Genomic DNA, 14,524 nt, shown 5'->3' on the forward strand with positions numbered 1-14,524 from the left:
GTTCCATGAGCCCGCTGACGACGACGGTGCGGCCGGCCACGCCAGGCAGCCCCGGCGCACCGGACCCCCGCGCTGCAGCGGACCCCTGCGCTGCTCCGGATAGGGCGGCAACGGCGTCCGGTTTAGCTGCAGCTGCGGTCCGCCGGACCGCCTGGCTGCTGGCGGCCGCCGGCGTGCTGGCGCTGGTGACCGCCGCGTCCCTCGCCGTGGGAGCCCGGGGCCTCGGCCTGGGGACCGTGTGGCAGGCGCTCACCGCTTTCGATCCGGCCGACGGCGACCACGCCGTGGTCCACGCCCGCATCCCGCGCACCGTCCTTGGCCTGCTGGCTGGCGGCGCGCTGGGCCTGGCCGGGGCGGCAATGCAGGGTGTGGCCCGCAACCCGCTGGCCGATCCCGGCATCATCGGCGTCAATGCCGGGGCGGCGCTGGCAGTCGTTACCGGAATCTACGTGTTCGGGATCTCCTCGTTGTCCGGGTACATCTGGTGTGCCTTTGCCGGGGCCGCTGCAGCCGCCGCGCTGGTGTACCTGATTGCGTCGCTGGGCAGGGAGGGTGCGACGCCGGTGAAGCTGGCGCTGGCGGGGGCTGCCCTGAGCGCGGGGCTGTATTCGCTCATGAACGTCATCCTCGTCTCTAGCCAAGACACCCTGGACCGCTTCCGGTTTTGGCAGGTCGGCGGGATCGCTGGCCGTGACTGGTCCGCGCTCCAGGCCGGGATGCCGTTCCTGCTGCTGGGTGCCGCCATTGTGCTCGGGACCGGCCGGAACCTCAATGGGCTGGCGCTGGGTGATGACCTCGCCCGCGGCCTCGGCCAGCGGGTTGGCCTGACCCGGGGCGTCACGGCCCTCGGCGTCGTCCTGCTCTGTGGTTCGGCCACGGCGCTGGCGGGACCCATCGGCTTTGTGGGTCTGGTGGTTCCGCACGCCGTCCGCTTCCTGGCCGGCCCGGACTACCGCTGGATCCTGCCGTTCTCGATGGTGCTGGCGCCGGCGCTGCTGCTCGCAGCCGACGTCGCCGGCCGGGTCATGCTGCCTCCCGGCGAGGTTCCTGCCGGGATCATGACCGCGCTGGTGGGGGCGCCCGTCTTCGTCTGGCTGGTCCGCCGGAGCAGCGGGGCCGGACTGTGAGCACCGGGCCCAAGACGGTACCCCCGGCCCGGGTCTTCCCCGCCGAAGTGGCACCTCGCGGCAATGTTCCGCGCAAACACTGGCACCATCTGCCAACTCGCGGGAGGCTGCCCGCCCGGACTGCGGCCCTGGCCCTCGCGGCGGCGGCCATGTTCGCGGCGGGCATCCTGCTGGGGAGTTACACCGTCACCATTCCGGACTTCTTCACTATCCTGGCCGCCCGCCTCACCGGTGGCCCGAAGATCCCCGGTGCGAGCTTCATCGTGATGGAACACAAGCTGCCACGGGCCGTCGTCGGCGGGTTGGTCGGCGCAGCGTTCGGCCTGTCCGGCGCCCTGTTCCAGACGATGCTGCGCAACCCGTTGGCCAGCCCGGACGTGATCGGCATAAGCTACGGCGCCAGCGCCGCGGCCGTGACCGCGATCGTGGTGTTCGGGGCCGCCGGGGCCGCCGTGTCGGGCGCGGCCCTCGCTGGAGCGCTCGGCGTCGCGGCCCTCATCTATGCCATTTCCGGCCGCGGGTCCTCCGCTTCCCCGGCCGGCAAGGGCGCGGCCGGGAACCGGCTGATCCTGGCCGGCGTGGGAATCGCCGCCGCCCTGCAAGCCGTGGTCAGCTTCCTGATGACCCGGGCGGACATCCGCACGGCCGCCGACGTCCTCGTCTGGCTCAACGGCTCGCTCAACGCCGCCAACTGGGAGCGGGCGGGAGTCCTCAGCGTGGCACTGCTCGTGCTGGTGCCGGCCGTCGCCGCCATCGCCGGTCCGCTGCGCATCCTCGAACTCGGCGACGACACCGCCTCGGGGCTGGGTGTCCGCGTCGGCGCCACCCGGCTCGCCGTCGTCGTTACCGCCGTGGCCCTCTCCGCCGTGGCGACGGCGGCGGCCGGGCCGGTCGCGTTCGTCGCCTTCCTGGCCGGCCCGGTTTCCCGCCGCTTCGTCCGCAAGGCGAGCCTGCCGGCCTCCGCCCTGGCCGGAGTGCTGATCGTCCTGGCCGCGGACTTCGTGGCGGCGAACCTGGCCCCGCTCCTGCTGGGCGGCACCGTCCTACCCGTCGGCGTCGTCACCGGCGCCCTGGGGGCACCGTTCCTGCTGTGGCTCCTGGTCACGGCCAACCGAAAGGATCCCTGAATGGCTACCCTGCAAGCCTCCGGCCTGAGCCTCAAATACGACCAGCGGACCGTCATCGAGGGGCTGTCCACCGGCATCCCCGAGGGCAAGTTGACCATGATCGTCGGGGCCAACGCCTGCGGGAAGTCCACGCTGCTCCGTGCCCTGTCCCGGCTGCTGAAGCCCGCGGCCGGGACAGTGGTCCTCGACGGCAGGGATATCCACGCGCGGCCGGCCCGGGAAGTTGCCCGCACCCTGGGCCTGCTTCCGCAGCACCCGACGGCGCCCGATGGCATCACCGTCCGGGATCTGGTGGGCCGCGGCCGCTACCCGCACCAGGGCCCATTCCGCGGCTGGGCGGGCGCAGGGTCCGCGCAGGACGAGCGGGCGGTGCAGCACGCCATGAACGCCACTGACACGTTGGAACTTGCGGACCGGACGGTGGATCAACTCTCCGGCGGGCAGCGCCAGCGCGTGTGGATAGCGATGGCCCTGGCCCAGGAGACGGAGGTGTTGCTGCTCGATGAACCCACCACCTACCTGGACCTCGCGCACCAGGTTGAAGTCCTGGACCTGCTGACGGACCTGAACCGCGGGCAGGGCACCACCGTGGCGATTGTGCTGCACGACCTCAACCTCGCAGCGCGCTACGCGGACCACGTCGTCGCCATGAAGGACGGTCGGATCGTGGCCGAAGGGGATGCACGGACGGTGATCACCGAGGCGCTGGTCCGCGAGGCGTTCGGCCTGGAATCCCGGGTGATCACCGACCCCGTCTCCGGCACTCCTCTGATCGTGCCGCTCGGCCGCCATCACGGTGCGGCCACAGCACCGTCCACGAAAGCGCTGTCCGCCGCGGCACTGTCCGCCGCGGCACTGTCCGCCGAAAACACCGACCCCAGCTGGAGCTGATCCCATGACCGCAACGCTTCCCCCGCCCCTGACAACCGCGGCAGCGCCCGCGCCGCCTGCTGCAGAACCCATGACCCAGGCTTTTGAGGTCCGGGTCACGGCCGTTGAACAGCTCAGCCCCAATTTCCAGCGGATCACCTTCGGCGGCTACTCACTTCGGCACTTCGGGGTGCACGGCAGCACGCTGGACCTGCGGATCAAGCTGATGATCCCGTCCCGCGCCCCCGACGGCACCCACGTCCCGCTGCCCGAGCTCAGGACCGAACGCGCCGGATGGTACGCCGAATGGCTGGCCCTGGACCCCGCCGTCCGCGGCTCCATGCGTACCTACACCGTGCGGCAGGCGCGCCTGGACGCCGTCTACCCGGAGATCGACGTCGACTTCGTGCTGCACCTGGACGCTTCCGGACACGGCGGTCCCGCCGCTAACTGGGCCCTGAACGCCAGGCCGGGCGACACACTGACCCTCATCGGGCCCAATAACCGGGCCGCCCACTGCGTCACGGCGGAAAGCTACGCCGGCATTGAATGGCGGCCGGGCCTGGCCCAGCGCGTGCTGCTGGCCGGGGACGAAACAGCGGTTCCGGCCATTGCTGCCATCCTCGAAAGCCTCCCGCCGTATCTGAGCGGCCACGCCATCCTCGAGGTTCCGTCGGCCGCGGACTTCCAGGACCTCAGCTCGGCCGCCGACGTCGACGTCACCTGGCTGGCCCGCGGGGAGGCCAACGGACCCCGCCCGCACGGTGAACTGCTCCGGGCCGCGGTCCGGGCGGCCGTGCCGGAGCCCGGCTGGGTGGCCGCCACCGTCCCGCGCCCTGCCGGCGGCCCGGAACCCGAGGACGTCAACGTGGACCAGGACATTCTGTGGGAAACCCCGGCCAGGATGGATGCCCGCGCGGTCGGAGCCGGCCGGAACCCCGACAGACCCGCCGGCTCCCGGCCTTTTTACGCCTGGATCGCCGGCGAAGCGGGCACCGTCAAGGAGCTGCGCCGCTACCTGGTGCGGGACGTAGGGATCGACCGGAAGCAAGTGGCCTTCATGGGGTACTGGCGGCAGGGGAAGGCTGAGCACTAAGCCAGCGCCGGGCGGCTGCGGGCCGCCGATCCGAACACCTTGGATTCATCCGGCCTTCGCCTGCCGGTTTTGTGCAGCGGCTAGCGTGCGGGGGTGGCGTCATTACCTTTGCTTCCGGGCCCGGACGGGCGGCGGGTCTACGTTGCCCTGGGGGATTCGTTCACCGAGGGCGTGGGGGACCGCAGTAAGCGGCTGCCCAACGGGGTCCGCGGCTGGGCGGACCGGGTGGCAGAGAAGCTGGCGAAGGCACAGCCGGGCTGGGAGTACGCCAACCTCGCCATCAGGAGCAAGCGGCTGCGCCACATCATTGCCGAGCAGCTGGAACCGGCGCTGGCCATGAGACCGACCCTGGTGACCCTGTACGCCGGCGGCAACGACATCCTGGACTTCGGCACGGACATCGAAGACCTCATGGATGACTACGAATACCTGGTGGCCAGGCTGGCGGCCAGCGGCGCCACGGTGGTGCTGTTCACCGGGTTCGACGTCAAGGTCTCGGTGCTGCTGGAGCCGCTGAAAAGGCGCAACACCCTCTACAACCGGCGGGTCCGGGAACTGGCCGCCTGGTACGGCGCGGTGCTGGTGGACTACTGGTGCTTTGACGCCTTCCACGACCCCCGGATGTGGGATACGGACCGGCTCCATATGTCCAAGGCCGGCCACAAGTACCTCGCCGCCCAGGTCCTGGACCAGCTCGGCGTGCCGCACAACATCAGCCCCAAGGAATGGGAGCCGCCGGCCAGGCTGGGTCTTCGGGACCGGGAACGGCGGCAGCGCCGCTGGGTGAACGACTGGGTGCTTCCCCTCTTTGGCCGCAAGCTGCGCGGCGTCACGCTGGGGGATGAGCTCGGCCCGCGCTGGCCCGAACCGGTGAAAGTGCCCCGGAAGGGCGGGCTGAAAAAGCTGTTGCCGGGTTGAGCTAGCTGTCCAGCAGGTTCTCGTACCCGGGGGCGACGCGGCTGGCGTGGAACTCCTCGACGTCGAAGTCCGCGACGCCGTTGACGTAGAAGGGGTCCTTGGCCAGTGCGGCGTCCAAGTCGGCGCGGTCCGCGTTGGAGAGCAGGAGGCCGCCGGTGCGGGGGATCTTGCGGCCGGCCACCATGAAGACGCCGCGGTCGAAGGCATCCTGCAGCCAGGCGACGTGTGCCGGGAGGTGGAAGTCGACGATCTCGTCAGGCACCTTGTAGGTCAGGGAGACTACGTACATAGCGCCAGCCTACCGCCTGGAGCGCCCTGGAAACCGGCCCGAATGCCGGTACCAAACCGGCCCGAAGTTGAATCGTCAAGCATCGGGACTCCTAGAATGGAGCCATGACCGAACCGCGCTGGCTCAATGCCGACGAACGCCGGGCCTGGCTGGCCCAGCTGAGCATCAACACGCTGCTGCCCGCCGCCCTGGACACGCAACTGCATGCGGCCGGGAAGCTCTCGCTGTTCGACTACAACGTCCTGGCCATGCTCTCCGAAGCCGAGGGCAGGTACCTGCCCATGAGCGAACTCGCGGCGCGCACCAGCGCCTCGCTGTCCCGGCTCTCGCACGTGGTCACCAAACTCCAAAACCGTGGCTGGCTGGAACGCCGGCCGCACCCCGGCGACGCCCGGGTTACGACGGCGCACCTTACCGACGCCGGCATGGCCACCATCGTGGGGCTCGCCCCGGCGCATGTCGAGGCGGTCCGCTCGCTGTTCCTCGACGCCCTCGATCCGGACGACGTCGCCGACCTGGCCCGCATCGGCGAGAAGATCGTGTCCCGGCTCGACGCCGGCCATTGGATCCTGCGGGAGAACAAACGGGCCTGAGACCCACGTGGGGCCAGCGGCCCGGTGTCCCCTAGTCTTGGCATTATGGAATCGCCGATCGACAGCTATCTGCGCCAGATCCACGCCGAGATCGCGCTGCTCAAGGACGGCAAGCCGTACAGCACCATTCCGGCCATGGCCAACGTGGACCCGGACAATTTCGGCATCGCCCTCGCGACCGTTGACGGCAAGGTGTACGAAATCGGTGACACCCGCGAGGAATTCACCATCCAGTCCATCTCCAAGCCCTTCACCTACGGCCTGGCACTCGAGGACCTTGGCGCCGAGGCCGTGGACGCCAAGGTCGACGTGGAACCGTCAGGTGATTCCTTCAACGAGATCTCCCTCGCCGAAGGGACGGGCCGGCCGGCCAACGCGATGATCAACGCCGGGGCCCTCACCGCCACCTCCTTGATCAGGGGATCCGGCGGGCAGTCCGGGTTCAAACGGATCCTCAGCACGTACTCCGCGTTCGCCGGCCGTCAGCTCTCGGTCGACGAGCAGGTCTACGAGTCCGAGCTCAAACACGGCCACCGCAACACAGCCCTCGCCTACCTGTTGCGCTCCTTCAACATCATCGAAGACGACCCGACACCGGTTCTGCAGGACTACTTCCGGCAGTGCTCGGTCCTGGTGAACTGCTTCGACCTCTCGATCATGGCGGCCACGCTGGCCAACGGCGGCCGTAACCCGCTCAGCGGCAAACAGGTGCTTGAGATCGGGCCGGTGGAGCGGGTGCTGTCCGTCATGATGACCTCCGGCATGTACGACGACGCCGGCGCCTGGATCAGCAGCGTGGGGATGCCGGGCAAGAGCGGGGTAGCCGGCGGCATTATCGCCGTGCTGCCCGGCCAGGTGGGCCTGGCGGTTTACTCGCCGCCGCTGGATGACCACGGCAGCAGCGTCCGCGGGCTAGCCACCGCGCAGCGGCTCTCCCGCGACATGGAACTCCACTTCGTCCGGGCGGCCCGGGCGGGCCGGTCCGCCATCCTCGCCGCCTACGACGTTACCGAAACACCCTCGGGCATCCGCCGCAACAACGAGGCCGCCGATGTCCTGCGTGCCCACGGCCACCGGGCCCGGGTGATCGAACTCAACGGCGACCTCCTCTTCGCCGGGACGGAATCCATGGTGCGTGAGCTCAGCGGCCTGGCGGACGACGTCGAGCTGGTGGTCCTGGACATGCGCCGCACGGACCAGGTCAGCGAGGTCGCAGTGCGTACGCTGGCCAGAGTCAGGCAGGGGATGGCCGACGCCGGGCGCGACCTGGTGCTGGTTGAGGCGGACGGGTCGGTCACCGAAGCCCTGGCAGCGTCAAGCGAGCGCCCTGTTCCGTCCTTCACGACACGGAGCGCCGCCGTCGAATACTGCGAAAACCGCCTGCTGGAGCGCCACGGGGACCATCTGCTGCTCCCGGACCACGTTCCCGTCACCGCCTCGCCCGCGCTGGCGCCACTGGAGGAAACGGAGGCAGCGGCGCTGGAAGCGCTGATGACGCCGAAATCCTATGTCGACGGCGACGTCATCCGGCGCGTCGGTCTGCGGTTCGGCGGGGTCTACTTCATCACCTCCGGAAAGGTCAGCAGCACGTCCCCCGGGCCCACCGCGGACCGGGTCAAGCTGAACACCCTCAGTGCCGGGATGACCTTTGGCGAACTGGCGCTGGGCAGCGGCAACCGGCAGGAAACCACTGTCCGGGCAGTGGGGCCGGTGGAGGTCATGGTGCTCAGTGTGGAGGCGATCGCTGAGCTGGAAGCCGCCGACCCTCGCCTGGCCATTGCCCTGTGGAAAGCCCTGACCCGGGACGCCTACACCCGGGTGGAGCAGTACCTGCGCGAAACGGCGGTACGGATCCGCGAATAGCGGATGCCGCGATTCCCCGGCGTGGCCCACCCAAGTGGGCTCTGGCAGACTGAATCCATGGATTTCACAGCCCGCTACGTTGCCCTTGGAGACTCCTTCACGGAGGGCGTCGGCGACGACGACCCGGCCCGCCCGAACGGCGTGCGGGGCTGGGCGGACCGCGTCGCCGAGCAGCTGGCCGTAGCCGACCCCGGCTTCGGCTACGCCAACCTCGCCATCCGCGGACGGAAGCTCCGCCAGATCATGGCCGAGCAGGTGGACGCCGCCGTCGCCCTTAAGCCCACCCTGGTGACCATCTACGCCGGCGCCAATGACATCCTCCGTCCCAAGATCGACATCGATGACCTGCTGGTGGAATACGACGCCGGCATCCGCAAACTCAAGGCCACCGGCGCTACCGTCGTAATGTTCACCGGCTTCGACGCCCGCGGCTCCAAGGTCTTCGGCACCATGCGCGGCCGCACCGCCATCTACAATGAGCTGGTCCGCGGCATCGCCGGAGACCACGATGCGCTGCTGGTGGACTACTGGCGGTTCAGCGAGTACTACGACTGGGGCATGTGGGCCACCGACCGTATGCACATGTCCGCCGCCGGCCACGCCAACATGGCCAAGCGCGTCCTGACCGTGCTGGAGCACAACCACTCGATCGACATCCCGCCGATGACGCCGGTTCCGGAACTCAGCCGCTCCGAGGCGCTCCGCGCGAACGCCCGCTGGGTCCGCGAGTTCGCCGGGCCCTGGGTGATGCGCCGGGTCACCGGCAAGTCCTCCGGCGACGGCCTCTCGCCGCGGTATCCTCAGCTCACCCGCCTCTAGCACTACGCCGGCTAGCCCGATGCAAGGAGCAGCACCAGGATGAACAGCAGCCCCCTCGCCTTCCCAGCCGGCTTCCTCTGGGGAGCTGCCACCGCGGCGTACCAGATCGAAGGTGCCGCCCGCGAGGGAGGCCGCGGGGAGTCCATCTGGGATGTTTTTTGCCGCGTGCCAGGGGCGGTCGCGGACGCCCACAACGGCGACGTCGCCTGCGACCATTACCACCGCTCGGCCCAGGATGTCGGGCTGATGCAGGACCTGAACCTCGCGGCCTACCGCTTCTCCATCTCCTGGGCCCGCTGCATGCCCGACGGCGTGACGCCTAATCCGGAAGGCATCGCGTTCTACTCGCGGCTGGTCGACCAGCTGCTCGCCGCAGGCATCACCCCCTGGGTCACGCTCTACCACTGGGACCTGCCGCAGGCACTGGAGGACAAGGGCGGCTGGGCGGCGCGGGAAACTGCCGAGCGTTTCGCGGACTATGCCGCGGTGATGCACGAGGCGCTCGGCGACCGGGTCCGGATCTGGACCACACTCAACGAACCCTGGGTCTCCGCGTTCCTGGGCTATGCCGCCGGGATCCACGCCCCCGGACGGCGGGACCCGGCAGCGGCGCTCGCCGCGGTCCACCACCTGCTGCTGGGCCACGGCCTGGCCGTCCGGGAACTCCGCCGGCGAGAGCCTGAGGCGACCTTGGGCATCACCTTGAACCTGACGGTGGCCGATCCGGCGGACCCGGCCCGGGAAGGGGACGTAGACGCGGCCCGCCAGGTTGACGGCCAGTCCAACCGGCTCTTCCTGGACCCGCTCTTCCGCGGCGAGTATCCGGCGGACGTGCTCGCCGACGTGGCCCACCTCGGCATGGCCGACGTCGTCCGGCCGGGGGACCTGGACGTCATATCAGGGCCCGTCGACCTGCTGGGCGTCAACTACTACCACGGGGACGCTTTCACCACGGATCCGGAGCAGGGACCGGCCGGGCCGCCTGGAGGTCCGGCCTCACCCTTGGTAGCGGCCGACGGCGTCCGGCAGGTCCCGCGCGGCCTCCCTGTCACCGGGATGGGATGGGAGGTCCAGCCCGAGGGTCTGCGCCGGCTGCTGAACCGGCTGCAGCGCGACTACACCGGCCCGGCCGGGATTCCGATTTACATCACCGAAAACGGTGCCGCCTTCGAGGACGTTCCCGACGCCGAGGGGTTCGTGGATGATCGGGCCCGGCTGGACTTCTTCGATGCACACCTGCGGGCACTGCACGAGTCGCTGGCAGACGGCGTGGACGTCCGCGGATACTTCGCCTGGTCCCTGCTGGACAACTTCGAATGGGCGTTCGGTTACCACCAGCGCTTCGGGCTGGTCCGGGTCGACTACGAAACGCAGCGCCGGATTCCCAAGGCCAGCGGGCTCTGGTACTCCCGTGTCGCGGCCTCGAACACAGTGCCCGCGGTGGGAGAGGGCTGGCAGTAGCGCCAGGAGCGGCCGCAGAATCCGCAGCGGGGGCTGGTGCGGCGGCCAGGTGCAGCGGCCCCGGGGGAGGCCCGTCGTCGTGCCTTGCTAGGCGCGGAACCCCGGCGTCGCGAGCATTCCCCCGTCAGTCCGGATGGCGAGCACTTCGACGTCCCAGCCGCTGGTAGCGCGGTTGAGCATCTGGACGCCCCCCGCCACGACGGCCGTTGCGAGCACGTCGGCGGTGACAATATCAGCGGCGACAACCGTGACCTGGCGGAACTCGCTGGCCCCGGACCCGCGGGTCCAGATGTGGTCGCCGCGTTCGGCGGAGCCGGAGGTGGCCAAGGCACCAAATCCGCTGCCGCCGCCCAGCGGGAACGCCGCAATCAGGGTCCGGCGGTCCTGCGGATCGACAATCCCGGCCTGCCACGACGCGCTGCTTCCCGCGATCGGCGAACCGGCCACCAGCACATCGCCGCCGGCGTTGAGGCACCAGTCACGAAGCCCCAGTGAGTGCAGTGCGGCTCCGGCTTCCTGGATCGCAAACCCCTTCACCAGCCCCGACAGGTCCGGCACGCCGTCCGGCCGTTCCGGCGTGAACGCACCCTCGGTGAGCAGACGCCATTCGGCGGCTTCGGCGTACCGGTCCCGGAACTCCTGCGAGGCGCCGCGCAGCGACAGCTCCCCGCGCGCCAGCCTGCTGGCCTCGGACCCGGTCCGGTAGAGGCTGAAGCGGGCGTCGAGTTCCAGGAAGCGTCGTTCAACGACGCCAGCGGCCTCTGCCAGCGCGGCCTCCGCCGCCGGGGACCGGTCCCCGGTCGCGGCCGGGACGGTGAGGCTGACGACGGTCCCCATGGACCGGAAGGTCTTGGCCAGCAGGTCCGGCCGGTCCAGCTCAGAGGTGGGCTGCATCGAGGGCTGCCTGGAGCGAGGTCAGGTAAGCGTCACTGGTGACGGTGGCGCCGCTGATGGTCTGCACGTTGGCTGATTGGGCCTGGAGGACCTCCTCGCGCAGCAGGGGTGCGGCGTAATTGCTGATCTGCACGGACCGTCCGCCGTCGTCCGTGAGTTGGAGGGCGGTGACATCGGAGATGGTGCCGCCGCTGACGGTGATCTGCACCTGGACGGGGCCGAAGCGCGTCTGCACGACGTCGCCGGCATAGCTGCCGCCGGCCTTCGCCGCCGCGCCGGTGGACCCGGACGAACCGGACGAACCGGTGGTTCCGGCGGTTCCGGAGGACTGAGCCGAACTCCCGGCGGAACCGCTGGACCCGACGCCGGTGGAGCCGGCCCCGGTGGAGCCGCTTGTTGTGCCGGCGGCGCTGGCCGTGCCGGCGACGTGCGCTCCGGACTGCCAGCCGGCCACGAGGATCCCGACCGAGGCCAGGGTTGCTGAAACTACTGCACGAATTCTCACCAGTCGAACCTTTCGTAGTGGAGTTGTTCTTCCCGCACACCGGTCCGGCGTGCGTCATCGAGGACGTTTTGTGCCCAGCCAGCCGGCCCACAGACGTAGACGTCGGCGTCGGCGATGTAGGGCGCGTAGCTCGCCAACCGGTAGCCGGCGCGCGCCTCCGCTTCCGGCTGCCAGGTCTGGACGCCGCGGGGCCGGCGGCCGGTCAGATGGAAAAGGGTGGCGCCGCGTCGCCGGCAGAGCTCAAGGACTTCCTCGCCGAGATACAGCCCGGACTGGCTATGGCCGCGGAGAATCACGGTCGCGTCACCCGGGGCGAAGGGGGTGTTCTCGAGCAGTGCGCGGATGGGGGTGATGCCGATGCCGGCTCCAATCATCACGACCCGCCTCCGGCTGCGGGCCGCGGTACTGAAGAGCCCGTACGGACCTTCGACAGCTACCCGGGTGCCGGGCTTCAGCCGGGCGAGGCTCTCCGAGCCCCTGCCGAGGTTCCGGACCGTAATCCGCAGCCGTCCACCGCCGTCGGCGTCGAACTGCAACGGCTCTGCCGAGAGGCTGAACGGGTGCGGGTGCCACCACTGGCCCGGGGCGAGGAAGCGCCAGATGAAGAACCGACCGCCGCTGCCGCCCAGTTCGTCGAGGTGCCGGCCCGTCATTTCGATGCTGACCACGCCGTGCCCCGCGGCCACGACGCGGCTGACCCGCAGCTGGTGCCGGACCGTGGCGACGATCGGCTCAAGGACGCGGTAGTGCAGGAGTGCGGCGCCGGTGGCGATGCATACTGCCAGCCAGTACCAGCGCTGCCAGGTGCCTTCGGCGAAGAGCCCTCCGACGCTGAACTGGTGTGGTAGCGAGGTCAGCACGGCGGCATAGGTCAGCAGGTGGACGGCGTACCAGAATTCATAGGGGAACCGGCGGCGGACGGCCACCAGGGAAGTGACGACCACCGCGAGGAACAACGCAAGGGAGACGAACGCCAGCCACATGTCGGGAACCATGACCCACAAGGCCACCGACTCGCTGATTGGATCGAGCCCCTCGGCCATGCCGTAGCCGGCCGCGATCAGCACGCCGTGCGCCAGCAGGAGGTACAGCGACGGCTTGCCGAGTTTGCGGTGGAATTCGAGGGCGCGGTCGTGGCCCACGGCGCCGTCGATGATCGGAAGACGGGCGGCAAGGAGCAGCATGAGGAGCACCAGGTCCATTCCGGCGAGCCCGGCGACGATCCCCAGGGCCGTGAACGCACCGGCAACGCTGGAGAATCCGGCGGCGCCCCCGTCGGCAAGCCACAAAGCCACGGCCCCGGCAACCGATGCCCAGGCGACCACCGTGAGGAGGTCTGCCTTGAACAGCCGTTTGCGGTACTGCCCCTTGAACGGGTTGCCAGCGGCCGGCGCCCGTCGGGCCGCGGGCTGCAAGGCAGTCTGGGTTGGTGTGTTCATGGTTTCAGAATCTGCCCGCCGCCTTTCATTTTGCTGTGAAAGGCCTACGCCGCTGATGTGACTTGCCTGCGCAGGGTCCGCCGCCGCTTATACACCCTGCAGGCCCGGATTGGTCTTTAATTCGCCTAGCTCGTAGACTTGGTAGGCGCTAGGTGGCGCGGAGCGTGTGCAATTGCTCCGGTTGGCGGAAATGGCTGAGGAATCAGACACTCCCGGCGGCCGGTAGTTAGGGGCTCAAGTTGCGTGCACTCCTGTATTCGCCCAGTATCCCGGCACTTCGCAGTGATTCCCTTCGGTTGTCACCGCCCGGTGCCTGTGACCCACAATCTTCGCCGCAGTGAGGACTGCAGCCGGTTCAGCCGGCTGTTGGATTCCTGCGGAACGCAGGTGGGGCTGGATGCGGACGCCGCCAATCGCACGGCTATGTGGAACTCCGCCAGCCGTTTCATTTTATTCATGAGGAGAGTCGTCATGGCAGCACACTGCCAGGTGACCGGAGCCGAGCCGGGCTTTGGACACAGCATTTCGCACTCGCACCGCCGCAACAAGCGCCGGTTCGACCCGAACATCCAGAAGAAGCGCTACTGGGTTCCGTCCCTGCGCCGTAATGTCACCCTGCAGGTCTCTGCACGTGGCATCAAGACCATCGACGTACGCGGCATTGACGTAGTCGTCGCCGCCATCCTGGCACGAGGAGTGAAGCTCTAGTGGCAAAGGACAAGGACGTACGTCCGATCATCAAGCTCAAGTCGACCGCGGGCACGGGTTACACCTACGTGACGCGCAAGAACCGTCGTAACGACCCGGACCGTATGGTCCTGCGGAAGTACGATCCCAAAATCCGCCAGCACGTCGAATTCCGAGAGGAGCGCTAAACACATGGCTAAGAAGTCAATGATCGCTAAGAACGAACAGCGTAAAGTCATCGTCGAGCGTTACGCTGCAAAGCGCCTCGAACTGAAGAAGGCTCTGGTTGACCCCAACTCAACCGACGAAGCACGCGAAGCCGCACGCCTCGGCCTGCAGAAGCTGCCCCGCAACGCCTCGCCGGTTCGCCTGCGTAACCGCGACATCATCGACGGCCGCCCCCGCGGCACGTTCCAGAAGTTCGGTATCTCCCGTGTTCGCTTCCGCGACATGGCTCACCGCGGTGAGCTCCCGGGCATCACGAAGTCTTCCTGGTAATTCAGCACTCCTGAAGCCAGTGGCTTGAAGAAGGGCCGGCAACCTTATGGTTGCCGGCCCTTCTTGCGTTTAAGCGCTGCTGCGTATCCGGGCCGTCGGCCCTCGGCGGGCGCCGCCGCCTCTTGCGGGTGCCGGCGCCACATGGTTGCCGCGGTGACGGAGCGCACATCGGCAACTTTCGACGCCGGACCGGGATTTCCGTACGCGGCGGCCCGTTTTTGCGCGGATTTCCGGGGGTTATGAGGCCCGGAGGCACCTGCGGGGCCCGATTTGTTCCGGGTCCGGTTCGTGTGTAAAGTAGTTCGAGTCGCCGCCGCTGAAGCGGAAAGATAGCGACC

Annotated in this window: 16 protein-coding genes; 12 read left to right on the forward strand and 4 right to left on the reverse strand. The window is 69.0% G+C overall.

Annotated features, from left to right (window positions below; translation table 11 throughout):
• Nucleotides 1-5 precede the first annotated feature (5 nt).
• The 5 genes from ABIN76_RS06595 to ABIN76_RS06615 all read left to right on the forward strand — a co-directional run bounded on the left by ABIN76_RS06595 (nucleotide 6) and on the right by ABIN76_RS06615 (nucleotide 5,138).
• A complete protein-coding gene (locus ABIN76_RS06595; protein WP_346958907.1) occupies nucleotides 6-1,127 on the forward strand; it encodes an iron chelate uptake ABC transporter family permease subunit in 1,122 nt (373 codons plus the stop codon).
• A 149-nt stretch (nucleotides 1,128-1,276) separates the two neighbouring features.
• Nucleotides 1,277-2,254 (forward strand): iron chelate uptake ABC transporter family permease subunit, encoded by a 978-nt coding sequence (locus ABIN76_RS06600; RefSeq protein ID WP_346958942.1) that lies wholly within the window; start codon nucleotides 1,277-1,279, stop codon nucleotides 2,252-2,254.
• Nucleotides 2,255-3,145, forward strand: a complete 891-nt coding sequence (locus ABIN76_RS06605; protein ID WP_346958908.1) for an ABC transporter ATP-binding protein — start codon at nucleotides 2,255-2,257, stop codon at nucleotides 3,143-3,145. It abuts the gene before it with no gap.
• A gap of 70 nt (nucleotides 3,146-3,215) precedes the next feature.
• The gene (locus tag ABIN76_RS06610) at nucleotides 3,216-4,220 is read left to right on the forward strand and encodes a siderophore-interacting protein (protein WP_346958909.1); all 1,005 of its coding nucleotides are present in this window, start codon (nucleotides 3,216-3,218) and stop codon (nucleotides 4,218-4,220) included.
• A 93-nt stretch (nucleotides 4,221-4,313) separates the two neighbouring features.
• Entirely contained in the window at nucleotides 4,314-5,138 is an 825-nt protein-coding gene (locus tag ABIN76_RS06615; RefSeq protein ID WP_346958910.1) for an SGNH/GDSL hydrolase family protein, read from the forward strand.
• A 1-nt stretch (nucleotide 5,139) separates the two neighbouring features.
• Here ABIN76_RS06615 and ABIN76_RS06620 read toward each other — a convergent pair whose 3' ends face one another.
• Entirely contained in the window at nucleotides 5,140-5,427 is a 288-nt protein-coding gene (locus tag ABIN76_RS06620; protein ID WP_346958911.1) for a YciI family protein, read from the reverse strand.
• A gap of 104 nt (nucleotides 5,428-5,531) precedes the next feature.
• On the opposite strand from ABIN76_RS06620, the gene ABIN76_RS06625 reads away from it, so the two are divergent.
• From ABIN76_RS06625 to ABIN76_RS06640, 4 genes are read left to right on the forward strand one after another with little or no spacing between them, the layout of a single operon-like run.
• The gene (locus tag ABIN76_RS06625; protein WP_346958912.1) at nucleotides 5,532-6,020 is read left to right on the forward strand and encodes a MarR family transcriptional regulator; all 489 of its coding nucleotides are present in this window, start codon (nucleotides 5,532-5,534) and stop codon (nucleotides 6,018-6,020) included.
• A gap of 45 nt (nucleotides 6,021-6,065) precedes the next feature.
• The gene (gene glsA, locus ABIN76_RS06630; protein WP_346958913.1) at nucleotides 6,066-7,883 is read left to right on the forward strand and encodes a glutaminase A; all 1,818 of its coding nucleotides are present in this window, start codon (nucleotides 6,066-6,068) and stop codon (nucleotides 7,881-7,883) included.
• Nucleotides 7,884-7,940: 57 nt separating this feature from the next.
• The gene (locus tag ABIN76_RS06635; RefSeq protein WP_346958914.1) at nucleotides 7,941-8,702 is read left to right on the forward strand and encodes an SGNH/GDSL hydrolase family protein; all 762 of its coding nucleotides are present in this window, start codon (nucleotides 7,941-7,943) and stop codon (nucleotides 8,700-8,702) included.
• 39 nt (nucleotides 8,703-8,741) lie between these two features.
• Nucleotides 8,742-10,163, forward strand: coding sequence for a GH1 family beta-glucosidase (locus ABIN76_RS06640; RefSeq protein WP_346958915.1), 1,422 nt, complete (start codon nucleotides 8,742-8,744; stop codon nucleotides 10,161-10,163).
• 87 nt (nucleotides 10,164-10,250) lie between these two features.
• Here ABIN76_RS06640 and ABIN76_RS06645 read toward each other — a convergent pair whose 3' ends face one another.
• The 3 genes from ABIN76_RS06645 to ABIN76_RS06655 are packed head-to-tail and all read right to left on the reverse strand — an operon-like array spanning nucleotide 10,251 to nucleotide 13,001.
• Complete coding sequence (locus ABIN76_RS06645; RefSeq protein WP_346958916.1) at nucleotides 10,251-11,057, reverse strand: FAD:protein FMN transferase; 807 nt, start codon at nucleotides 11,055-11,057, stop codon at nucleotides 10,251-10,253.
• On the reverse strand, nucleotides 11,041-11,562 hold the full coding sequence (locus ABIN76_RS06650) for an FMN-binding protein (protein WP_346958917.1): 522 nt from the start codon (nucleotides 11,560-11,562) through the stop codon (nucleotides 11,041-11,043). The genes ABIN76_RS06645 and ABIN76_RS06650 overlap by 17 nt, the downstream gene beginning before the upstream one ends.
• Nucleotides 11,559-13,001 carry a ferredoxin reductase family protein gene (locus ABIN76_RS06655; protein WP_346958918.1) on the reverse strand — a complete coding sequence of 481 codons (1,443 nt, stop codon included), beginning with the start codon at nucleotides 12,999-13,001 and terminating at the stop codon, nucleotides 11,559-11,561. Before ABIN76_RS06655 ends, ABIN76_RS06650 begins: the two co-directional genes overlap by 4 nt.
• A 471-nt stretch (nucleotides 13,002-13,472) precedes the next feature.
• On the opposite strand from ABIN76_RS06655, the gene rpmB reads away from it, so the two are divergent.
• The 3 genes from rpmB to rpsN are packed head-to-tail and all read left to right on the forward strand — an operon-like array spanning nucleotide 13,473 to nucleotide 14,186.
• Entirely contained in the window at nucleotides 13,473-13,709 is a 237-nt protein-coding gene (gene rpmB / locus ABIN76_RS06660) for a 50S ribosomal protein L28 (RefSeq protein WP_011693744.1), read from the forward strand.
• Complete coding sequence (gene rpmG, locus ABIN76_RS06665) at nucleotides 13,709-13,876, forward strand: 50S ribosomal protein L33 (protein ID WP_056737121.1); 168 nt, start codon at nucleotides 13,709-13,711, stop codon at nucleotides 13,874-13,876. The genes rpmB and rpmG overlap by 1 nt, the downstream gene beginning before the upstream one ends.
• A 4-nt stretch (nucleotides 13,877-13,880) precedes the next feature.
• On the forward strand, nucleotides 13,881-14,186 hold the full coding sequence (gene rpsN / locus ABIN76_RS06670) for a 30S ribosomal protein S14 (protein WP_043485315.1): 306 nt from the start codon (nucleotides 13,881-13,883) through the stop codon (nucleotides 14,184-14,186).
• Nucleotides 14,187-14,524 lie beyond the last annotated feature (338 nt).

The organism is uncultured Arthrobacter sp., assembly GCF_964021775.1.
Lineage (GTDB): Bacteria > Actinomycetota > Actinomycetes > Actinomycetales > Micrococcaceae > Arthrobacter.